General features: G+C 45.7%; 15 protein-coding genes, 1 pseudogene and 1 riboswitch. Of the genes and pseudogenes, 11 read left to right on the plus strand and 5 right to left on the minus strand.

The annotated features are described in order from the left end of the window. Positions 1-73: 73 nt before the first annotated feature. The gene (locus BBH88_RS03190; protein ID WP_169823197.1) at positions 74-649 is read right to left on the minus strand and encodes an NAD(P)-binding protein; all 576 of its coding nucleotides are present in this window, start codon (positions 647-649) and stop codon (positions 74-76) included. Positions 650-712: 63 nt separating this feature from the next. Between BBH88_RS03190 and BBH88_RS19545 the strand changes: the two are divergent. From BBH88_RS19545 to BBH88_RS03220, 6 genes and pseudogenes are all read left to right on the plus strand, one after another. After that, a pseudogene (locus BBH88_RS19545) lies at positions 713-947 on the plus strand (sulfite reductase); the annotation flags it as partial. Between the two features lie 107 nt (positions 948-1,054). After that, positions 1,055-2,284: a threonine synthase gene (locus tag BBH88_RS03200; RefSeq protein WP_065537306.1), complete on the plus strand. Its 1,230-nt coding sequence runs from the start codon at positions 1,055-1,057 to the stop codon at positions 2,282-2,284. Positions 2,285-2,630: 346 nt separating this feature from the next. Beyond that, positions 2,631-3,830 carry an MFS transporter gene (locus tag BBH88_RS03205; RefSeq protein WP_065537412.1) on the plus strand — a complete coding sequence of 400 codons (1,200 nt, stop codon included), beginning with the start codon at positions 2,631-2,633 and terminating at the stop codon, positions 3,828-3,830. Between the two features lie 95 nt (positions 3,831-3,925). Then, a complete protein-coding gene (locus tag BBH88_RS03210; protein ID WP_065537305.1) occupies positions 3,926-4,507 on the plus strand; it encodes a hypothetical protein in 582 nt (193 codons plus the stop codon). A gap of 186 nt (positions 4,508-4,693) precedes the next feature. Then, a complete protein-coding gene (locus BBH88_RS03215; RefSeq protein ID WP_065537304.1) occupies positions 4,694-5,461 on the plus strand; it encodes a DUF6920 family protein in 768 nt (255 codons plus the stop codon). Between the two features lie 263 nt (positions 5,462-5,724). After that, entirely contained in the window at positions 5,725-8,775 is a 3,051-nt protein-coding gene (locus BBH88_RS03220; RefSeq protein ID WP_065537303.1) for an AAA domain-containing protein, read from the plus strand. A gap of 6 nt (positions 8,776-8,781) precedes the next feature. Here the strand turns inward: BBH88_RS03220 and BBH88_RS03225 are convergent, their stop codons facing one another. Continuing rightward, on the minus strand, positions 8,782-10,017 hold the full coding sequence (locus BBH88_RS03225) for an ISL3 family transposase (RefSeq protein ID WP_065537302.1): 1,236 nt from the start codon (positions 10,015-10,017) through the stop codon (positions 8,782-8,784). 322 nt (positions 10,018-10,339) lie between these two features. Further along, positions 10,340-10,444, plus strand: a riboswitch (SAM riboswitch). 71 nt (positions 10,445-10,515) lie between these two features. Between BBH88_RS03225 and BBH88_RS03230 the strand changes: the two genes are divergently transcribed. Together BBH88_RS03230 and metH are read left to right on the plus strand one after the other, a co-directional pair. Then, the gene (locus BBH88_RS03230; RefSeq protein ID WP_006828632.1) at positions 10,516-12,375 is read left to right on the plus strand and encodes a bifunctional homocysteine S-methyltransferase/methylenetetrahydrofolate reductase; all 1,860 of its coding nucleotides are present in this window, start codon (positions 10,516-10,518) and stop codon (positions 12,373-12,375) included. Beyond that, positions 12,356-15,793 (plus strand): methionine synthase, encoded by a 3,438-nt coding sequence (gene metH / locus BBH88_RS03235; RefSeq protein ID WP_065537301.1) that lies wholly within the window; start codon positions 12,356-12,358, stop codon positions 15,791-15,793. Before BBH88_RS03230 ends, metH begins: the two co-directional genes overlap by 20 nt. 704 nt (positions 15,794-16,497) lie before the next feature. Here the strand turns inward: metH and msrA are convergent. Beyond that, entirely contained in the window at positions 16,498-17,637 is a 1,140-nt protein-coding gene (msrA, locus tag BBH88_RS03240; protein WP_006828630.1) for a peptide-methionine (S)-S-oxide reductase MsrA, read from the minus strand. Between the two features lie 346 nt (positions 17,638-17,983). Here msrA and BBH88_RS03245 point away from each other — a divergent pair, with 346 nt between their 5' ends. Together BBH88_RS03245 and BBH88_RS19105 are read left to right on the plus strand one after the other, a co-directional pair. Beyond that, positions 17,984-18,991 (plus strand): LLM class flavin-dependent oxidoreductase, encoded by a 1,008-nt coding sequence (locus BBH88_RS03245; RefSeq protein ID WP_065537300.1) that lies wholly within the window; start codon positions 17,984-17,986, stop codon positions 18,989-18,991. After that, positions 18,966-19,103 (plus strand): hypothetical protein, encoded by a 138-nt coding sequence (locus tag BBH88_RS19105; protein WP_154669116.1) that lies wholly within the window; start codon positions 18,966-18,968, stop codon positions 19,101-19,103. The genes BBH88_RS03245 and BBH88_RS19105 overlap by 26 nt, the downstream gene beginning before the upstream one ends. Positions 19,104-19,353: 250 nt before the next feature. Here the strand turns inward: BBH88_RS19105 and BBH88_RS03250 are convergent, their stop codons facing one another. After that, positions 19,354-20,382 carry an NADP-dependent oxidoreductase gene (locus BBH88_RS03250; protein WP_065537299.1) on the minus strand — a complete coding sequence of 343 codons (1,029 nt, stop codon included), beginning with the start codon at positions 20,380-20,382 and terminating at the stop codon, positions 19,354-19,356. 183 nt (positions 20,383-20,565) lie between these two features. On the opposite strand from BBH88_RS03250, the gene BBH88_RS03255 reads away from it, so the two are divergent. Further along, on the plus strand, positions 20,566-21,690 hold the full coding sequence (locus BBH88_RS03255; RefSeq protein WP_065537298.1) for an NADH-dependent flavin oxidoreductase: 1,125 nt from the start codon (positions 20,566-20,568) through the stop codon (positions 21,688-21,690). A gap of 304 nt (positions 21,691-21,994) precedes the next feature. Here the strand turns inward: BBH88_RS03255 and BBH88_RS03265 are convergent, their stop codons facing one another. After that, on the minus strand, positions 21,995-23,323 hold the full coding sequence (locus tag BBH88_RS03265) for a TrkH family potassium uptake protein (protein ID WP_065537296.1): 1,329 nt from the start codon (positions 23,321-23,323) through the stop codon (positions 21,995-21,997). Positions 23,324-23,365 lie beyond the last annotated feature (42 nt).

The following is a 23,365-nucleotide window of genomic DNA, read 5'->3' on the forward strand; positions in this document are numbered from 1 at the left end:
CTGTTTTTGGATTGAAATGGTTTGTGAGAAATCGGTTTTCAGCTCGAATCCTAACGAAAATCGTTGTCTCTGTTTACGAGCAGTCGCAATTCGCGAAGTGTCTGCTGCTGGGCCACGCTCTGTAAGAATGATTCATCCAGGAAAGCTGGATTTGCTTCAAAAGCTGTCTGGCGTTGAAAAGAAATTCCAAGTATTGTTCATAGTGTTCGTCAAACTGGTTTTTCAGCTCGTGTTTGATTTTTTTTGCGAGCATCGGGCTTGCGCCGTTCGTTGAAACCGCGATGCTCAATTTACCCCTCTTGAAATGAGCAGGAAAATGGATATTGCCGGACTCTGCTTTAGCAGAAGCATTCACTAAGCAATGTGGAGGAACGGCTTTTCGTGCAGAAGCATTGACGGCTAGGTCGTCGGTAGCGATGATTATCATGAAAGCATCTTCGGCATCTGTTGGCTCGAAGCTTTTTTGCTTCCAAATCATTTTTCCTTCTTCAGCCCATCGACTTATTTCCGGTGTTACAGAGGAACTGATTACGATCATCCCCGCTCCGTTATCAAGCAAACTGTCTAACCTCCGTTCGGCGATGCGCCCACCACCTACAACAATCACTTTTTTGCCTTCCAAATCGATCATAATGGGAATCACCGTCATCTTCTGCCCCTCCTCAACTCTTCTCATACTTTCAAATTAATTCCTTTCTGCATTGAATAGAAGTATTCCGGAAAAGCGTCTGGCACATACAATATGTATTCGGGTGCAGGCTTTGCCGGCGACCGGCTCAATAAAATATACCGTGAGAATATCGGGGGAAGAAGAGATTTTAGCGACACTCAAGCCGATCTTTTTCCAATTCGCCAAAGAGCGCCAGGAAAACGAGCATTTCGGTGATTTCGTCATCCGCGCAGGTTATGTGGCACCGGTCACATCCGGGCTTAACTTTCACAGCTAAATAAAATAAGATCGATTCAATAGCCCGGGATCCATTTCTGGGCTATTGGCGTCAGGAAGACTAGTTGTTTTCAATACAGCAAGATTCATGAAAAAGGAGTGCTTGAATTGAAATACAGTTATATTTCTCATCTATATTGCCCGAAATGCGAAGCTGTTTACGATACCAAGCAGCAGCATCAATTGTGTATTTGCGGTTCGCCTTTGTTGGTAGATTATCTTTGGGACGAGCTGAAGGCGGAACTGAAGCGGGATGAAGTGGCAAAAAGGCAGCCAGATTTATGGAGATACCATGAACTGCTGCCGGTGGAAAATGAAAAAAATGTTGTTTCTCAAGGAGAAGGCATGACGCCTCTAATTGCGATGCCGACATTAGGAGCAGACATGGATGTCACCAATCTTTATATGAAAGACGAAGGGCTTATTCCAACCGGTACGTTTAAGGCGAGAGGAGCGGCAGTAGGAGTTTCGAAAGCCAAGGAAGTGGGCGTCAAAGAGTTTGCGATGCCGACAAATGGCAATGCAGGTGCTGCCTGGGCACTTTACGGTGCTAAAGCCGGCATCCAATCGACAATCGTCATGCCACAAGATGCACCGAAAATCACCCGCAACGAAGTGGCGTTGTCAGGTGCCAATTTGTATTTGGTGAATGGGCTGATCAGCGATGCCGGGAAGATTGTCGGACAAGCCGTAAAGGATTTCGGTCTGTACGATGTATCGACATTAAAAGAGCCTTACCGCATCGAAGGCAAGAAAACGATGGGGCTAGAGATCGCTGAGCAGATGGACTGGGAAATGCCGGACGTCATTCTCTATCCGACAGGCGGCGGTGTCGGATTGATCGGCATCTATAAAGCCCTCAATGAATTGAAGAAGCTCGGCTGGGTTGAAGGCGATTTGCCGCGCCTTGTAGCCGTTCAAGCAACCGGCTGTGCGCCGATCGTCAAAGCTTGGCAAGAGAACAAGAACGAGTCCGAATTCTGGGTAAATTCAAGTACGCAAGCTTTTGGCATCAATGTTCCAAAAGCTTTAGGCGATTTTCTGGTGCTGGACGCTATTTACAAAACACAGGGCTGTGCCATCGCGATTGACGACCAGGCCATGCTTGCCGAGCAGGCAAAAGTCGCTCGCCTGGAAGGATCTTTTATTTGTCCGGAAGGGGCCGCTGTATTTGCAGCAATCCGCCAACTCCAAAAAGAAGGATGGATTAAAGAAGGAGAAACCGTTGTGGCGCTGAACACAGGGGCAGGCATCAAATATCCGGACACGGTGAACATTGAGGTTCCTACATTGGAAAAAGGCGATTCGATTGAGAGAGAGCAGATAGCTGGAAATTGAAGACGCCCGGGCTTATTAATAAGGTTTAACCCATGTTGCAAAAAAACAGAGCGTGAATCATGAAAGTAAAGGCCAGTTTGCTGATACAGATTACAATCGCCATAAACGCAACTTGATATGTTCAGAAATTCCAAAGCCCTTCATCAGGACATTCAACTGGTGAAGGGTTTCTTTTTGTTTGGAAAGGATAAAATCATGACAACAATATTCTATAAAAAAATATGCTATCCCTCTAGTTTCAGCAGGCGCCAGTTTTTCTTATCAGCTTTCTTATTTGCTTTTGCTGTTCTATGATGAGGAGAAGAGAAGGATCAGGATCGGTTTGTTTTGCGGAAGGAGCAGTGTTATTGGGGCGGGAAAATGGAAGGCTTTAGTATGGATTGCGCTAGCGGAGCTATTTGCGTTGAGTTTATGGTTTAGTGAAAGCGTAACGGGACCGGAATTGAGGGAGCTCTGGAGTCTCACCACGCGGACGGAAGCCTGGTTATCGGCATCTGTCCCGGTCGGTTTTATCATCGGCACATTAATCAGCGTCTATTTCGGTATTTCAGATCGCTTTAATGCACGAAAAGTTTTTGCGCTTGCTGCATTGGCGGGAGCGATGGTCAATGGACTGTTGACCGTTACTGACAGTGCCGCAATCGGAATCATCTTGCGGATATTGACAGGTGTGACACTAGCAGGCGTTTATCCAACAGCCGTTCAATTACTGTCCCAATGGTTCCCGGCGAAAAGAGGGTTGGCGCTTGGCATTTTGATCGCGGCGTTGACTTTGGGCTCGTCCTTGCCTCATTTCATCAGCATCTTTTTTTCTTCTGTCGACTGGAAATTGGTTATCTTCGTCAGCTCGCTACTGGCATTGGCTGCTGCCGGGATTATGAACTGGGTAGTAGTGGACGCACCAGCTACTCAACAACGAATGGTTTTTTCCTTTAAATTGATGAAACAAGTACTGGTCAATAAACCCGTCATTCTGGCGAACTATGGCTATTTTGGCCATATGTGGGAATTGTGTGCGATGTGGACATGGCTTCCTGTTTTTCTTGCTGCGAGTTTTGCCAGTTATTCTTCGCAAGTTAGTCCGACAATGATTGCTTTTGCCTCTTTTGTATCGATTGGAGTTGCCGGAGCGGTTGGCTGCGTTTTAGGGGGCCTAGTGGCAGATAAGGTGGGAAGGTCACGGCTAACCATTATTTCTCTCGTAGTCAGCGCCAGCTGTTCGGTTGTCATTGGCTTTACATTCGGACAGGCATTGTGGCTGACGCTAACGGTGTCAGTCATTTGGGGAATGTTCGTAATTTCCGATTTCGCCCAATTTTCAGCAGCGGTGACAGAATTCGCAGAGCTTCCTTATGTAGGAACAGCTTTGACGTTTCAGATGTGCATTGGATTTTTAATCACCATTTTTTCGATCAATTTGATTCCAGTCGTGCAAAGCATTATCGGCTGGAAATGGGTATTTGCCTTACTGAGCATCGGTCCTGTATTCGGTATAATTTCCATGATGAAATTCCGAACTTACGAAATAGAAGCAGACAGTAAGTAGTCTTTTGGATATGGATAAAAAGAACTATCACTTTCATGTGAAAATGATTATGATAGAGAGAAAAGAATATAGATGGAAGCAAAGGGGATAGCGGGATGAATTGGTTGCCGAAGAGGAAAAATAGGGTGGCGGCTTTCTGGGGATGGTTTATAGACAACAAAGAAGCCTACTTCGAGTTGAACGAGTTCGGCAGAGACAAGCTTTTCAGCCAGCTGGAAAAGAAGTTGCATAAGGTCAATCGGCATTTGGCTTTTGAGTTTGGGGAGAGCCTGGTCGCCGGAAAACGCGAGTTTATTGTTAGTGCGGATGGTGTAGTGGAAGCTTTTGAAGATGTCATCGAGTTGGTCGGAAATGCTCCAGTTCTTAACAACTTCGACCTTATTGGTTTTCGACAGCCACATAATGAAGAATTTTCCGTCGCGTACGGCGATATTGAACTGACATGGGGTGATATCTTCTTTACGTTTGAAGAAGACAGAGAAGAAGTAAATTTGACGATTTATATCAAAGGATTTACTGAAGAAAATGAAGATGAATTCATCTCAGCTTCCTTTATTCTGCTAGATACCGTCATCGGAGAATACAATGTCGGTATGCGTATCGGGGAAATCGAATTCACTAGCTACGAAGACCAGCCGGATGTTCGGCCGATAAAGGAATTGCAGAGCCTATTTTAAAGGATGTACAGAGCACAATGAAAAAAACGACTTAAAAAACCTGTGTGGAATTTAGATTCTAGACAGGTTTTTTGATTTGGATGAAAAAATCTCTACAGTTGAACATCTTTAGTTCAAGATTGGGATCGATGAAAAGATGCCTTAAAAGTCACGAAAACAGGTATAGAATCTGAAGGAGGGATTACCATGAAGAAGAAAGCTGCACCCGGTGCAAAATCCAATCGTGCCATAACCAAGAGAATGACAGCGGAAATGACTGAGTCGCTCCCGCTACCCGTGAAAAATTGGCTTCACGCAATTGGTGCTGTCGGCCACGAACAAATCAATAATGTCAGTCTCAAACAATCGGGTTGGATAAAACTGAAGCCGGAGCAAAAAGCATGGACCGCATCTGAAGCGAAGCAAATCAGCTTTACGGATCCGCCTGCATTTCGCTGGTCAGTGAAGATGAAAATGGGGAAAGGATTATTTGTAACGGGCAAAGACAGCTTCGAGGAAGGCAAGGCCAGCATGCGCATCAAAATAGCCGGCATTCTTCCAATTTCCAAATCAGTTGACAATGAAAAGACCAATCAGTCGGCGCTGCAGCGTTACTTGATGGAGATGGCTTGGTATCCATCAGCTGTCTTCAGTCCACTCCTTTCATGGGAGAGAGTAGATGCGCACACAGCGAAAGCGACAATAACATACAGAGAGCTGACGGGCTCCGCTACTTATTTTTTCAACGAACAAAGCGAATTGCTGAGAGTGGAAGCGTGGCGCTACAAAGACAGCGGAAAAGACGCGCTTCCGCTGTTGTGTATCGGCACCGTTATAGAACAGCAGCTGGTTGACGGCTTGACGGTTCCGGTAAAAATGGAAGTCAGCTGGGTGCTGGAGGGTGGAACATTTACCTGGTATAAATTCGATGCGCAGGATATCCGGTTTAATGCAATAAATGAGCGCATTTTCTGACTTTTTTTAGTGACAACTACTCGTCAAACTGCAGGTGAACCCGACAGCATTGGGGAATCTGTAGTTTTTATTTTTGTTGACGGCTAGAGCTTGTTAAAGAGATTAAATGTTGGAATGGTTCTATGAATAGAGATTAGTAAAAGAAGATGGAATCTGTTCGCAATACAAAACATGACTTGTAGGAAATTAATTTACATGGAAATATAATGCAATTTAGTTTCGTGGTATCATTTGGTTAAGCTAACGAAAAGGAGAGAGAAGAAATGACTGCAAAGAAAGTAACTGCAACATTAAAAGCCTGGCATTTAGTAGAGGCGGTTACCCCCAGCCAAGTGCCAGACAGAGGAAATGAATTAAGCAAGTCGTTGTTTAAAGATGAGGAATACAGAGCTGCTGTAGAATCTGCTTTAATTGATGGTTATACATGGCAAGCTGTTCAACTAAAAGATGAGCAGGCATTTGGATCACAATCTCATTATTACATGAACTGCTTTGAGCAAAGCAAGTTGGTTCGATTCCTGCGCGATCATTTTAAAAGCAAGGAAGAAATCATTAATGAAGATTCATCCATGTTATTCAGCTTTGTCTTTTCTGTAGACCACAAAGGCAAGTACATTGCCGACTCGTTGTTTGTCCCTATCGTCATGTTTCTTATTAAAAAATTGAATGACAGCTCGACTGTGGATTATGATTTGCTTCAAGCCAATTACGACTCTCAAATGAGCTTGTTTAAAGAGCAGACGGAAGCGGCCTTTCTAAATGGGATCAACGAACAATCTCTGCGTGAAGTTAAACGGCTTTACAGCGAATTGTTTGGAGAAATAGGGAATGCAGATCGTTTTTACATAGAAACAGAGGTAAAGAAAATAAAAAGCTTAAAAAGTAAAATGAACTTTAATAGCTTTTATTTGAAGGATTTGCAGCAAATTCTTGAAAAAGATAGCAACGAGACCATCCGGCAGTTTATTGAAGGTGCCGATAAAAAAGTAGATATAGATGAAAATCGCAAATACATTGAACACACATTACAACCAAAATTTCTGCCAGCTGGCAGATGGCTGTCGCCGGTAGAACATCGTCTGTCATTGATGCAGCAAGTAGCTGTTAATCAAATCATGAATAATGGGCAAAATATTGATTCGGTCAATGGGCCGCCGGGAACTGGGAAGACTACCTTACTTAAAGAGATATTCGCAAATGTTGTCGTTAACCGAGCGTTAGAAATGGCCAAGCTCCAAGACCCAAAGCAGGGATTTACATTTGAAAAAAAGGTTACTTTTGATGATCCCTATTCATTCTCTATATCCATTTTAAATGAGGAATTAACGAATTTCTCCATGGTAGTTGCATCAAGCAATAATGGAGCAGTTGAGAACATTTCAAAAGAGCTGCCGCAGAAAGAGGAAGCAATTCGCTCGCCAAACGAAGAAAGAAGTTTTCCGGAATACGAAAAAGTATATGCAGATACAGCAAACCAATTGGCATTTTTCCCAGAGACAGCAGAAAAGATGCTTGGCAAAGATGAAGAAGCTTGGGGATTGTTTTCGGGAGCGCTTGGCAAAAGTGGAAATATTAGTGATTTCAGTAAAGTGCTTATGGGATCGAAAGACGATCCAGACAGACTAATCAGCCAGTTACAAAAAACTGCTGCGAAAAGCAGTACCAGAGACTGGCAGCAGGCAGTAGAGGAATTCCAGGGACTGCATGCATCGATTGAAGAAAAAAAGTCGAAGCTACAGAAACTAGCTGAACAGTTCGGCCAGTTTGAAATTGAACAAACCAAATTACTGGAGCTGAAAGCAAAAGTCGAAGAAAACGCACACGAAGAACTTGCAGTTGCAGAAAACATGAAGCAATTGGAAATCAACCGAGAGTTAACGGAAAGTGAATTAGCGATTTTGCCAAATCTTCCATTTTTCCAAAAGATGCTTGGCAAAAAAGATGTAAAAAGAGATGAAATCAAAAAAGAACTTGTTCAATACTTGGGTGAATTGAAAACCTTGCATTCCAGACAGTTTGCAATTCAGCAACAGCGAAATGACTTGCAGGACCAACAACAGCAACTCGAAGAGCAACAGCAATCTTTTTTTGAGAAACTTTCTTACTATGAAAAACAAGGACTTGTGCTGCCGACTGAAGAATATTGGCAGGGGCATACTGAGGCCTATGAAAAAAGGCAGAAAGCGACAATTTGGCTGACAGATGAGCTGAATTTTGAACGGGGCTTGTTGTTCCTGAAAGCGATGAAACTGCATAAATTATTTTTGGCGTTTAATTATGTGACTGTAAAGGATGCCATCCGCTTGTTAATGTCGCGAAACAAACTAAATTTAAATGATGAAGATCATGTCCGTTACCTTAAAAATATGTGGAACATCATTCATTTGATCACGCCGGTCGTGAGCACAACTTTCGCAAGCTTATCATCTATGTATCGCGGAATAGACAAGGATTTTATCCACTATCTATTCATTGACGAAGCAGGGCAGGCAAGTCCACAACAGGCAGCGGGTGCTTTATGGAGATCACGAAAAGCCATAGTAGTTGGAGATCCAATTCAAATTGAGCCGGTAGTTACGATAGATCAGACGATTTTAACGGATATCCGGAAGCATTATAAGCTGGAAGAGGACTTTATCGGCAACGGTGCTTCTGTTCAAAGTTTAGCGGATCGTGCAAACCCGACTGGCACATGGAAAATTAGTGGAGACTGGATCGGAACACCATTATGGGTCCATCGCCGTTGCCTTGATCCGATGTTTTCCATCGCCAATGAAATTGCCTATGAAGGGAAGATGGTAATAGTGAAAAAAGAAATAGGACAAGTTGGTTGGTATGACTGTTCAGGAAAAGCTATTAACCGTCAATACGTCAAAGAACAAGGTGAATTGATTGCAGAGCTGATCGCTGGACATTGGTCAGCAGAAAACAAAGAGCCAACTATTTTTGTTATTACGCCATTTACTGCGGTCAAAGATGGCTTGAAAACAGCTGTTCGCAGAAAACTGAAAGCACTATCTATCGAGCCACAAAAAATCACTGATTGGATAGAAAAATCCATCGGTACGGTCCATACTTTCCAAGGAAAAGAAGCGGAAATCGTTTATTTTGTTGCAGGAACTGATGCTGATAGTGACGGAGCTGCTCAATGGTCATGCTCAAAACCGAATTTACTGAATGTCGCTGTAACGCGTGCGAAAAAAGAATTTTACATCGTTGCAGACTATCAGCGCTTTGCCACTAAAACGCATTATGAAACCATTGCGAAATATATAGCAGTAAAAAAAAGGCTCTTCACCAAAACATGTACTTGATTCTTTTTAACACCGTAAAAGTTCTTCGTTACATTCCAGCAGAATCCGTTGTTTATAGTGCTTGGGATTCCGCGTGAAGTAATGTCGACGCTGCAGGGCCTTGATTTTGTTGTTCCGTCCTTCCACCGCCGCATTCGTGAAGCGGAGATGGTGGTAATTACAGATTTCTTTCCGCCAGTTTTTCATGGTTTTCAGGCAATTCTGTACAGCGAAATGTTCGATTTGTTCCCCTTGTTCCAGCCATCGTGCATATCCTTTTTCAGCCAAAGAATGACTGGCACTGCAGTCGTACCAAGTGATAAATGCTTCTTTCCATTCGTAGACTTTCCGTAAAACCTCTGAATACTGAAGGAATTGGCTAACCAATTTGTTTTCCTTTTCGGACAGTTGATCCGCCCGTTTCCCGAGGATTCGGTGATGCTGCTTCAATTGATGACGGGCGCGGGAAGCAAGCTCTTTCTCGACCCGTTTCCGAACCACTTGCAGCGCTTCCGTTACGTAGCGATTGACGTGAAACCGATCGGCAATCCGGATCGCCGACGGATACAGTTCCTTGATGAACGTGTGGTAGCCTGTTGCCAGATCCATGACGACGGCCGCCGGTTGAAGGTCGCGCCATTTCGGATTCACTTGGTCATAAGCCCGCAGTTCATCCAGTCTTCGACCCGGAATGATGTCCAGGAACGTTCCGCCGCGCAAATCATGAATCCCGGTATTATACGTATGGCCTTTCCGAATTGCGAAATCATCGATGCCCAAAACCAACTGGCTGCTGTTTAGAGCCTGTTCCTGGCAAGTGCCCTGGACATGTGCACTTTCCGTTTCCATCCATTGTTTGAACACACGTTCCACGGTCGTAGCCGGTGTTTGTGTCTGTTTCGCTGCGTGGGTCACGGTTGCGCCGATCACCTGACGCGGGAGAGAAGCTTCAAACTGTTTTGTATACCGTCTCCCAGGCGCGACGCACCCATATTGCCAGACAAATGAAACGTCGCACTGTTTACACATCAACCGGATGGCCGGAAGAAAGAGAAAGACACGGCAGCCAAAAGCAGAAAGATGGCGTACTTTCCGCTGATAAGCACAGCCTTTCCGGATGACCTCTGTTCCCTGGCATTGCGGACACGCTTGGAGGCGGTCGGTCGGCTGGACCTGAATCCAAACGTCGGCCTCCACTTTTTGGACTTCTGAAACCGAAAGTTCTTTTATATTAAGAAGAAAATTGGTAAAATGAGTGTGCATCTGTATACCTCTTTCGTTGTTGGGTGGTACTTTCAACTATAGAGGATACAGGTGTTTTTTTGTATCGTTTTTCACGTCAAGAACAGACTTTGGTGTTGAGCCAAAAAAAATAGAAGTTAAAATATAGGAAAGTCAAAGAGAATTTTTCCGCGTAGCTTTTCATTAGGAGCCGCGTTCCAACAAACATCTAGGAGCTGCTTTTTGTTTCGACTGGTACATCGTGAAATAAATAACAGAAAATTCATTGTTTATTGTTATATTCCCTTGACCTGCTCAACAGATACGGTTACCATACGTAGAACACTTAAAATTGAATAGTGAATTCTTATCGAGAGAAGTTGAGGGACTGGCCCTGTGACGCTTCAGCAACCAGCCGAAAGGTCAGGTGCTAAATCCAGCAGGCAAGAAATTGTCTGGCAGATGAAAAGGAACGAGTTTGATATCGTAAAGCCTTCTTTTTCACGGAGGCTTTTTTTGTATATATAGGGGGGTGAGTAGATGGGCTTATTGGATGAACTGAAGACTAAAATTTTAACGGCGGACGGTGGCATGGGAACCTTGCTGTATTCTTACGGAATCGAGTATTGCAACGAGGAATTGAATTTGCAACGCCCCGAAATCATCGAGAAGATCCATCAAGATTACATTACAGCCGGAGCAGATATCATCCAAACGAATACTTACGGAGCGAACGCATTCAAACTTGCCCGTTACGGACTAGAAGAGCAAGTCGCAGACATCAACAAAGCTGCTATTGAAATCGCTAAACGCGCAGCGGCACCGGGTGGTCAATTTGTCTTTGGAACGATCGGCGGCATCCGAGGAATTCGTAAAAGTGACGCTACCTTGCAGGAAATCATTGCGATGGTTGACCAGCAAGCCAGTCATTTGCTTGCCGGAAACCCAGACGGATTGTTACTGGAAACCTATTACGATTTTGAAGAGTTGGCGGCAACCGTTAAACAGTTGAAAGGCATCACAGACACGCCATTAATTGCACAAGTATCGATGCATGACCCAGGCATCCTGCAAAATGGCATGTCTTTGAATGATGCCTTGCATCAATTGGAGGCACTCGGAGCCGATATTGTCGGAGTCAATTGCCGTCTTGGGCCACACCACACCATCCAAGCTTTTGAAGAAGTCACTTTGCCTGAAACAGCTTTTCTTTCTGCCTACCCAAATGCCAGCTTGCTGGATGTGGAAGATGGCCGGATCGTCTATGAATCGGAAGCAGATTATTTCGGACGCGCTGCTTTGCTATTGAGAGAAGAAGGCGTTCGTTTGATCGGCGGTTGCTGTGGCACAACACCGAAGCACATCGAAGCGGTGAAAAAGCATCTCGGCAATTTGCCACCAATCTTCCATAAAGAAGTAACAGCCAGAAAACCGATTGTCATCCGTGAAGCGGAAGCGTTGGAGGTTAAGCCGCTCCACGAAAAAGCAAAAACGGAACGAACCATCATTGTGGAATTGGATACGCCACGCCATTTGGACATCACTAAATTTATGGAAGGATCTGTTGCTTTAAACGAAGCAGGAGTCGATGCCGTGACCATGGCGGACAATTCGCTGGCGTCGCCGCGCATCAGCAATATGGCAATGGGCTCAATCCTCAAGCATACGGAAAACATTCGACCGCTAGCCCATATCACTTGTCGCGATCGTAACCTGATTGGCCTGCAATCGCATTTGATGGGGCTTGATGCGCTCGGTATGCATGATATACTCGCCGTGACGGGCGATCCGACCAAAGTCGGTGATTTCCCGGGAGCGACCAGCGTCTATGACGTATCGAGTATGGAATTAATCCAATTGATTAAAAAGCTAAATGAAGGTATTTCATTTTCCGGCAAGCCGCTGCGGAAAAAAGCCAACTTCTCGGTCGCTGCGGCATTCAATCCGAATGTCCGTGTACTAGACCGGGCAGTTGCAAGGCTTGAAAAGAAAATCGAAAGCGGTGCGGATTATTTTATCTCGCAGCCGGTTTATACCAAAGAAAAAATCATCGAAATCCACGAAGCGACCAAACATCTGGAAACACCGATTTTCATTGGTGTGATGCCGTTGACCAGTATTCGCAGTGCGGAATTCCTGCACAACGAAGTGCCGGGCATCAAGCTGTCGGACGATGCGCTCGAACGCATGCGTACGTGCGGCGAAGACAAAGACCGCGCAACAGTGGAAGGCATCCAAATCGCGAAAGAATTGATTGATACGGCGGCGGAGCTGTTCCACGGCATTTACCTAATCACTCCGTTCGTCCGTTACGATATGACCGTTGAATTGATCCGTTACATCCGACAACTAGATCAACAGAAAGAGAGCGATCGCAGCCATGCCCAAACATCTTATTGAACAGCAACTTGAAAAAAGAATATTAATCATCGACGGAGCCATGGGAACGATGATCCAGAACGTCGATCTTTCTCCTGAAGACTTCGGGGGCGAAGAGTTTGACGGCTGCAACGAGTACTTAAATATTGTCCGTCCGGATGTCATCGAGGATGTCCATACCGCTTATCTCGAAGCGGGAGCGGATATTCTTTGTACCAATTCCTTTGGCGGTACGCCAATTGTTTTGGATGAGTATGGAATTGGTAGTCAGGCGGCGGAAATCAACCGACGCGCAGTGGAAATCGCCAAAAAAGCGGCATATGCTTTTTCAACACCGGAATGGCCGCGTTTTGTGGCGGGTGCTATTGGGCCGACGACGAAAACCTTGTCTGTGACAGGTGGCGCAACATTTGATGAAATGCGGGAAAACTTCTATGTACAAGCCAAGGCCTTGATCGAAGGCGGCGCAGATTTGATCCTGCTGGAAACCAGCCAAGACATGCTGAATGTCAAAGCGGCAACCATTGGCATCAAACAAGCCTTTGAAGAAACAGGAATCGAATTGCCAATTATGGTTTCAGGGACCATCGAACCGATGGGTACCACGCTCGCGGGCCAGAGCATCGAAGCGTTTTACATCTCAATTGAACACGTTAAACCGCTATCGGTCGGGTTGAACTGTGCAACCGGGCCGGAATTCATGACAGACCATATCCGTTCGCTGTCTGAGCTGTCGGACGGCTACGTTAGCTGTTACCCGAACGCTGGTTTACCGGATGAAGAAGGTCATTATCACGAAACACCCGAGTCGCTTGCGAAAAAGCTGCGGGGATTTGCGGATAAAGGCTGGTTGAATGTGGTCGGCGGCTGTTGCGGCACAACGCCCGCGCATATTAAGGCGGTGCGTGAAGCGATGGAAGGCCTGCCACCAAGAAAACCGGATCCTGTCAATCACGGTCATGTCGTTTCCGGCATTGAACCGCTGCAATACGACGAAACCATGCGTCCTTTATTCATTGGCGAACGAACAAATGTCATCGGTTCTCGTAAATTTAAACGACTAATTGTTGATGGCCAGTTCGAGGAAGCGTCTGAAATCGCACGTGCACAAGTGAAGAATGGCGCACATGTCATTGATATTTGTTTGGCGAATCCGGATCGTGATGAAGTTGAAGACATGACACATTTCATGAAAGAAGTCGTCAAAAAAGTCAAAGTCCCGCTGGTTATCGATTCCACGGACGAAGAAGTCATTGAAGTGGCATTAAAGTTTTCCCAGGGAAAGGCCATTATCAACTCGATTAACTTAGAAGACGGAGAAGAGCGCTTTGAGGCGGTCATGCCGTTGGTGAAAAAATACGGTGCGGCAGTTGTGGTCGGCACGATCGATGAAGTGGGAATGGCGGTCACGCGTGAACGCAAGCTGGAAATTGCAAAACGTTCTTATGACTTATTGGTCAATAAATGGGGCCTAGCGCCGGAAGACATTATTTTCGATCCATTGGTATTTCCAGTGGGCACGGGTGATCAGCAATACATCGGCTCTGCGGTGGAAACCATCGAAGGAATCCGCTTAATCAAAGAAAAACTGCCGCGTGCATTAACCATTTTAGGTGTCAGTAACGTATCGTTCGGCTTGCCGCCGGTTGGCCGTGAAGTCTTGAATGCGGTCTATTTATACCATTGCACGCAGGCAGGTTTGGATTATGCCATCGTCAACACCGAAAAACTGGAACGTTATGCATCGATACCGAAACAAGAAATTGATATGGCCAATGAATTGCTGTTTACGACGACAGATGCCACATTGGCTGATTTTACCGCTTTCTACCGCGACAAGAAAAAAGAGAAAACCGAAGACGATATCCCAAAAACGGTACCTGATCGCCTCGCCTACTATATTATAGAGGGAACAAAAGAAGGCTTGGTTCCAGATTTGGAAAAAGCATTGGAAATATACGATGAACCGCTGGATGTTATCAATGGACCATTAATGAAAGGAATGGCCGAAGTAGGTCGATTGTTTAATGACAATCAATTGATTGTCGCCGAAGTGCTGCAAAGTGCAGGCGTTATGAAAGCTGCGGTTTCATTCCTCGAACAGTTTATGGAGAAGAAAGAAGATGACTCTGGAAAAGGGAAGATTGTGCTGGCCACGGTTAAAGGGGATGTCCATGACATCGGCAAAAACCTAGTCGAAATCATCTTGAGCAATAATGGCTTTAAAGTGATTGATGTCGGCATTAAAGTGACACCGGCCACGTTGATTGAAGTGATTCGAAAAGAAAAGCCGGATATGATTGGCTTGTCTGGGTTACTCGTTAAGTCAGCGAAGCAAATGGTTATTACTGCGCAAGATTTCAAGGAAGCAGGCATTGATGTGCCGATTCTAGTTGGTGGTGCGGCGTTGTCTAGACGCTTTACGGAAACCAAGATTTCAGCGGAATACGACGGACCGGTCATTTATGCGAAAGACGCAATGCAAGGACTAGACTTAGCGAATCGTCTGCAAAGTGATGCCGGAAAAGCGGAGTTGCTGCTGGAATTAGATGCACAACAAGAAAAACGCCAAGCTTCTGAAGCTGTGCGAACAGCGAAGCCGGCTGTTGCAGTTGCTGAGAAGCCAGTCAAAACCGTTCGTGAAGATGTTCAAGTGTATGTTCCGAACGATTTGCGCCGTCATGTGTTAAAGGATTATTCCGTGGCGCATCTGTATCCATACGTCAATATGCGTACATTGATTGGCCATCACCTCGGCTTAAAAGGCTATAGTGATAAAACCTTAGCACAAGGTGATCCGCGTGCAGTCGAGTTGCATGAACTGGCAACCGAATTCTTGGGGTCGGGTCTTTTGAAGCCATCCGGTCTTTATCAATTTTTCCCCGCTCAAAGTGACGGGGATGATGTCATCATCTACGATCCGAAAGACGCCAAAACGGAAATCGAGCGCTTTACTTTCCCGCGCCAATCAGCGTCGCCATTTTTGTGCCTGTCCGATTACTTGAAATCCGTGGACAGTGGAGAAATGGATTACGCAGCCTTGATGCAAGTAACTGCCGGATTTGGCGTAAGAGAAGAAGCAACGCGTTTGAAAGAGCAAGGGAAATTCCTAGAAAGTCACGCACTTCAAGCAACAGCGCTTGAACTTGCAGAAGGTTTTGCCGAGCGCATCCACCAAGAGATCCGTGACCAATGGGGCTTCTCAGACGCCACAGACTTCTCGATGCGCGAACGCTTTGCCGCAAAATACCAAGGCCAGCGCTTCTCGTTCGGCTACCCGGCATGTCCGAACCTAGAAGACCAAGCCAAACTCTTTAATCTCATCAAGCCCGAAGACATCGGTGTCCATTTAACCGAAGAATACATGATGGATCCGGAAGCTTCGGTGTCAGCGATTGTCTTTGCTCATCCGGATGCCAGGTATTTTATTGTTGATTGATGAAAGAAAAGCGAAAGCGCCCGTGTAGGTCCGACAAGCGCTGGAAGCCTTACCGGTACTGGCGATTTTCAGCCATTGGCGGAAAGGCTGAAGCGACTCGAGGACCTGGGCACTGAAGCTGGACAAAGAAAAGCGAAAGCGCCCGTGTAGGTCCGACAAGCGCTGGAAGCCTTACCGGTACTGGCGATTTTCAGCCATTGGCGGAAAGGCTGAAGCGACTCGAGGACCTGGGCACTGAAGCTGGACAGGGAAAAGCGGAGGTAGCCAAAAGCAGAAGCTAACCTAAGATCGAGACATCCTGTCGCAACAGTTAGCTGACCCGCATCCTGCGGGCCCTCGACGGTCATAAGACGCAGCATTATCACTTGCCAAAATCTTATACTGCAGGAGTCCTCGCCAATTTTCATTTATTAGTTATTCAAAAATGCGTAGAAGAAAGAGCGAAAGGCGGCGAAGAGCAAAGGTGTGCTCCTGCACCGCTGCGCTAGCTTCGTCGCAAAGCCATTGCCCGAACTTCTTTCGGTCAATGCCTTTCCTGCGGAAAAACGGAGTGCTGAGAACCCCGCAGGAGCTTGCAACAAGGAGGCTCGGCGCTTCGTCCGCCTGAAGCGAATTTTTTCACCTCTAAAATAAACAAAACCCCAAAATCCACATTCTCTGTGGATTTCGGGGTTTTGTGTTTTAACTTAATAATCTACTGTCGATCAATTTACTTTATCCAACAAAAAGCCATAGCCTTCTGCTTCCATTTCCGCTTCAGGTACAAATAACAAAGCAGCACCGTTCATGCAATAACGCAGGCCGCCTTTATCTTCGGGGCCGTCGGTGAAGACGTGGCCCAGGTGGCTGTCGCCAGTACGGCTTCTAATTTCAGTCCGTTTCATGAACAGCAGACCGTCATCGTGCTCAGTGACAACAGCCGGGTCAATCGGCTTGGTGAAGCTCGGCCATCCTGTTGTGGAATCGTATTTATCTGCAGAAGAGAATAAAGGTTCTCCAGTAGTAATGTCTACATAGATGCCCGGCTCATAAAAGCCATCGTATTCACTGGAAAAGGCACGCTCAGTATCGTCTTCTTGAGTAACTTTGTATTGAATATCAGTTAATGTCTCTTTCAGCTCTTCATCGCTCGGTTTCGGGTAAAGCGCCGGATCGATCAGTGATTGGGAATCTTCCCCCACTTCCTGGCCTTCGAGGCTATCAAATTCGACGTGACAGTAACCATCTGGATTTTTTTCAAGATAATCCTGGTGATAGTCTTCTGCCAGATAATAATGTTCCAGCATTTCGACTTCTGTCACGATTGGATCATCGTAGCGTTCCTTCTCGGCTGTGATCACTTTGTCGATAACAGCGCGGTCAGCTTCGTTTTCAAAATAAATGCCCGTCCGGTATTGTTCGCCTCGGTCATTGCCTTGCTGATTGAGGAGTGTTGGATCGATGATCATAAAGTAATGGCCCAAAAGCTTCTCGAGATCCACGCGCTCCGGGTCGTAGCGGACGTGAACGGTTTCAGCGTGTCCGGTATTTTCACGGATGACTTCCTCGTAAGTCGGATTTTCAGTGTTGCCGTTGGCGTAGCCTGAAGTTACATCATAAACGCCATAAACCCGTGCCATATAAGCTTCGACTCCCCAGAAGCAGCCGCCGGCCAAATAAATATCCTGCAGGTTGTCCGTGTCAAAGTCGAGATCCACATTCGGGTTGTCGGGATATTTGGACGTGCTCGTATCTGCTACCTGTCCCGAAGCTGAGCTGCTGGAATTATCTGCGCTCTCGGCTGAACAACCCGCAAGCACCATCAGCAATAATAATAGAAAGCCTGTAAATGAAATCTTTTTCATATCGAATCTCCTGCCTTTCCAGATGGAGTACTGATGAAACTGTTCATCACCTGCCAGGGTCAGCGCATTTTTTCAGTAATGGCCTGATATGGCGAAAAATAAAAGAGGATTGTAAGCGTTATCCTGACGTTTCTATCTCCAGTTTAATCGAATTTCTGCAAAAGAGGAAATGAAGCGGTTCGGAAAAAACTGTTAAATTGCTTTGTCCGTCACAAAAAAGATGTATGGTTCACAGTAGAGAACTCGATGTATAAGGGAATATTTCCCTTGCACTGTAGGACACCATAGTGGAGGGGATTTGGACTGGCGTGCTAAAATTCAAAGACGAGTGAAAGGGGACTGGCAGATGATTTCATTGAACATCCTGGATTATTCGCCAATCGACGAAGGTGAGACCGCAGCAATGGCCCTAAAACAGACGACGGAGCTCGCTCAGCTGGCAGAACGGCTCGGTTTTAAACGTTTTTGGGTAGCCGAGCATCATCAGGTGAGTTCGGTTGCCGGCAGCACGCCCGAAATGCTGATGATGCATTTGGCGGCGTCCACCGAGACCATCCGCATTGGTTCGGGAGGTGTCATGCTGCCGCATTACAGCGCCTACAAAGTTGCGGAAAATTTCCGCATGCTAGAAGCGCTGTATCCCGGCCGCATCGATCTCGGTATCGGCCGTTCCCGCAGCTACCGGGTCGTCAATGAGGCGTTGAATGAAAGCAAAACGAAACGGTTGCCCTATGAGCAGCAATTGACGGATCTCGGGAAGTATTTTGCTGATGACACGGACAACGAGCACCGCTTTCAGTCACTGCAGGCTATGCCAGTCATTGAGACAGCGCCTGAGTTATGGCTGCTTGGCACAGGGCAAGGAAGCGCACAGCTTGCTGCTGAAAGAGGGATGGGCTATGCCTTTGCCCATTTCGCCAAGCCGTCGCAGCAAACTGTAGAAGTGGTAGACGTGTACCGAAGGGAATTCCAGCCATCACAGTTTGTGCAGGTGCCGAATGTGATCATCGCAGTCTTTGCGGTCGTCGCTGAAACGGCGGAAAAAGCCGAGGAGCTAGCGAAGGCATTCGATCTGTGGCTGCTGTTTATTGAGTCTGATTCACAGCCTCCTTATTACCCGTCCGTCGAAACGGCAAAAAAGCGGGGCTTCAGCGACAGCGAGCAGGAAAAGGTGGAGCGCAATCGGCAGCGGATGCTGATCGGTACCGCCAAACAGGTGAAAGAGCAGATCGAAGCCATTGCGGAACAATGCGCTACAGATGAAATCACCATCATCCCGAATATTTCTGGAGCGGATAACCGCATGGATGAGCTGCGGTTATTGGCAAATGCATTTAATCTTCCTGGAAAATGAAACCATTTCCGTTGCTGCTGCGTATAACGTAAAAAAAGCAGAAGAGGCAGAGATGGTAGATGACAATCAAAACGAAAGCGAAGGAAAAGAAAGATCGCTGGTGGATATCTGATGTGTTTAATTTCTTCATCAGCATATTGGAGATTGGGCTGTATCTTCTACGGCTGCTCTTGCGGTTCACGAGGAAATTGTAAGGGGATTTTCGGGTTTGGAAAGTATTGTAGCGTTTTTAGAAAGTATTTTTTGTGAAATGGAAAGTATTTGCTCATAAATGGAAAGTATTTTACCCGAAACAGAAAGTATATCCAATTAAATGGGAAAAATCGCATCCTCCAGCAATGAGGATGCGATTTTTTATCGTTTTATAGCTTTGCGAACGCAGGATCTGCTACTTTTACTAATTGTTTGCCGAGATTTGTTCCTTTAAAAAGACCGAGGAAAGCTTCCGGCGTATTTTCAAAGCCTTCGACAATTGTTTCGTCGTATTTTAATTTTCCTTCTTGTAGCCATTGCGTTAGTGCCGCAACACCTGTTGGTAAATCTTTTGCGTAATCGCCGAGTGTGAAGCCCTTCATCATCGCGCTTGTTTTGATAAATTGTCCTTGAATGCGTGGTCCGATGTCGCCATCTACAGAATTATATGAAGAAATCGCACCGCATACTGTAACACGCGCGTGCTTGTTTAATTCTTTCATGACTGCATCGGAAATGTCGCCACCGACATTATCAAAGTAAACATCGACGCCATTTGGAAGAGCGGCAATCAAGTCTTCTTTGAAGCTGTCTTTTTTGTAATTAACTGCTGCATCGAAACCAAGTTCATTGATCAAGTAATCGATTTTTTCATCAGAACCGGCGATGCCAACAACGCGAGCTCCTTTGATTTTAGCGAGTTGGCCCACAATCGAGCCGACTGCACCTGCTGCACCTGAAACAACGATTGTTTCACCAGCTTGTGGCTTGGCAATGTCGAGCAATCCGAAATAAGCAGTGAGCCCAGTCAATCCAAGAACACTCAGATGTGCTGTGATTGGTGCTGCAGTTGGATCAACTTTTTGAAGCTTGGCAGCATCCGCAACATTGTACTCCGACCAGCTAAGATTGCTGCTGACGATATCGCCTTTTTCAAATAAATCCGAGTTCGATTCAACGACTTCAGCTAAAACACCGCCGACTAATGCTTGGTTTAGTTCAAATGGTGGAATATATGATTTGACGTCTCTCATCCGGCCGCGCATGTATGGGTCGACTGAAAGATAAAGCGTTTTTAATAACACTTCATTTTCAGCGGGTGTCGGAATTTCTTTTTCGACAAAATTAAAATCATCATTGGTTGGCATGCCTTCAGGGCGATTTGCCAAATGAATTTCTTTATGTTGTTTAGTTGTCATGGAAAATTCCTCCTCACGTATACGAATTCGATGAAAAGCGTACCACTTGAATCGGGGGTGGTCAAAAATAATGTACTGAAAAAAGAGGGCGAGCGCGTATTCTTGATTCCTTAAAATTCATATGCTATTTTGAAATTCCGAAGCCTTTCGGAAGAGAACATTTTGCAGAAAAGAGGAAGTCTAGTGAATCCATTATATAAAGAGTTATTTAAAGAAATCACTTTGCCAAATGGCACCGTGTTGAAGGATCGTCTTGGTGTTGCGCCCATGACGACGTATTCAGGAAATGAAGACGGCACCGTTTCAGATGAAGAATTGATGTATTACAACCGACGCGCGGGCCTTGGCAGCCTGTATATCTCTGCATGCATCGCGGTTTCAGAAAACGGTCTTGCATTTCCAAACCAGTTTATCGGTTTTGACGACAATGCCATTCCCCGCCTGACTCAAATGGCAAAAGAAATGAAAGCAAAAGGGAGCAAAGCGATTTTGCAAATTCAACACGGTGGCCGTCAAGGACAGCCTGCGTTGATCAAGGCAAATGAAACCGTAGCTCCAAGCGCTGTTCCAGCTGGACCAGAAAAACCGATACCTCGTGAATTAACGAACCAAGAAATCGAAGCCATCATCGAAGACTTCGGCGAAACAACTAGAAGAGCCATTGAAGCAGGATTTGATGGTGTTGAAATTCATGGTGCCAACACGTATTTGATTCAGCAGTTTGTTTCTTCAGTTACGAACCTACGTGAAGATCAGTGGGGAGGTAGCCTAGAAAATCGCTTGAAGTTCCCACTTGCGGTATTGAAAAAAGTGCAAGACACCGTTGCGAAATACGCAAATGAGCAATTTATCGTTGGTTACCGCTTATCACCAGAAGAAAACAATGAAACATCAGTTGGCTATACAATAGAAGAAACAAAAATATTAGTAGAGAAACTGATTCAAGGTGGCATCCATTATCTTCACGTTTCATTGTTCGAATTCAAAAAAGCACCAAAAGGCGCAGAGCAAGGCGACAGCATTGTGCGCATCTTAGCGGATCAAATCAACGGCCGCATCACGTTTGTCGCAGTCGGCAGTATTAAAACACCAGAAGACGCGGTAACGGCTTTGGCAGAAGGTGCTGATATTGTGGTAATCGGACGTCAAGCGCTGATTGACCCTGAATGGACGGATAAAGTAAGACAAGGAAAAGAACAAGAAATTCATCCGGCGATTACACAACAAATGGTCGGTAAATTGGATATTCCGCAAAACATGTGGAACTTGATCACTTCATACGGAATGATTAAAGTCGCAGAAAGTTGATCTGATAATTTTTAAGAAGCTGCTCCAAAAGGCCATAAAAAATGACTTTTGGTAACAGCCCTTTCCCCGTTCTCAGAAAGACAGGCTAATTTCCATTGCGTCGAAGCTAGCGCAGCGGTGCAAGAGCACATCTTGGCCGCCACCATTCCAATCAGCCTGTTCTCAAATTGTAGAAAAAATGGGTGGAGAAAAATCAAAAAAATTTCTCCACCCATTTTATTTTTCGAAACTTGTGGGATAGCATTTAATAGATTGAATACAAAAACGCAGCTCCTGAACTACTTGGAGCTGCGTTTTTTTGTATTCAACCGGTGAATACCGGATCATACGGATAGCGATAATTTTCCTTGCGTGGCTTCATTAAGATAAAGAACAAAGTCAGTGGTCCAATGCGGCCTGTGAACATCACTAAGCTTAGCAGGACTTCACCGAGGTCGCTGAGATCGGCGGTAATGCCCATGGACAAGCCGACGGTCCCGAACGCTGACACCACTTCAAATGCCAGCGGTAGGAATGGGGTTTTTTCTGTTACGGTCAATAGGAACAGCAAGAAGACAACTAGCAATACGCTGATGGTCGTGATGGCAAGTGAGCGGATTACCGTCTCAAGACGGATAGAACGACCAAAAATTTCGGGTTCTCGCCGTGACCGCAAAAAAGAAACAGTTGCCAGGATGACAACGATGAAAGTCGTCAGTTTGATGCCGGAAGCTGTCGAAGCGCTGCCGCCGCCAATGAACATCAACAGCATCGTGAATAACAAAGTCGGATCTTCAAGCTCGCCGTAATCCAGCATATTGAATCCAGCGGTTCGCGGCGTCACGGCACTAAAATAAGAAGTTAATAATTTATCATACAGAGACATCGTGCCTAGTGTACCCGGATTGCCGTATTCTAAAGCGAAAATCACGATCATGGCAACAATATTTAAAATCAAGGTCCCGCCAACCATCAGCTTTGTGTGCAATGCCCATCGATGAAACGATTTCTTTTGCGAGACATCCATGACGACGGTGAATCCGATGCCACCAATGATAAATAGTGAGGATATCAATACAGTGACCAGCGGATCTCCGGCAAAGCTGATCATATTATCAGGAAATAAAGAGAATCCAGCATTATTGAAAGCAGAAATGACATGGAAGATGCTGAAATTGAGTGCATCTTTAAAGCCAAACTCCGGTATCCAGTAAATGGTCAGCAGGACAGCGGAGACTGCTTCCACCGTCAAAGCGAATGTCAGAATCAATTTGACGAGCCTAACGATGCCGCCGACCGTATTTTGCGTGAGCGATTCCTGCAGGTAAATTCGGTTTTGAAGGCCGACTTTCTTGCGGAACAGAATAAGAATGGCCACAGCAAAAGTCATCAAGCCGATGCCGCCGCATTGAATCAGCACCAGTAGAACCAATTCACCAAAGCCGGTAAGGACGGTGCCTGGATCAAAGACGCTGAGTCCCGTTACCGTAGTAGCGGATGTGGCGGTGAATAAGGCATCGGTCCAAGAAATCGGACGAGTGGTCGCGAACGGTAGCTTCAATAAAATTGTGCCTACCATAATCAAAAACAGAAAACTTCCGGAAATTAGCAATGGCGGAGAAATGGTTATCCGCTTTTTTTTCCAGGAACGCATGCAAGACACTTCCTCATCCTATTGAAATAAAATATGAGCCTA

This window comes from Planococcus antarcticus DSM 14505, from assembly GCF_001687565.2.
Classification (GTDB): domain Bacteria; phylum Bacillota; class Bacilli; order Bacillales_A; family Planococcaceae; genus Planococcus; species Planococcus antarcticus.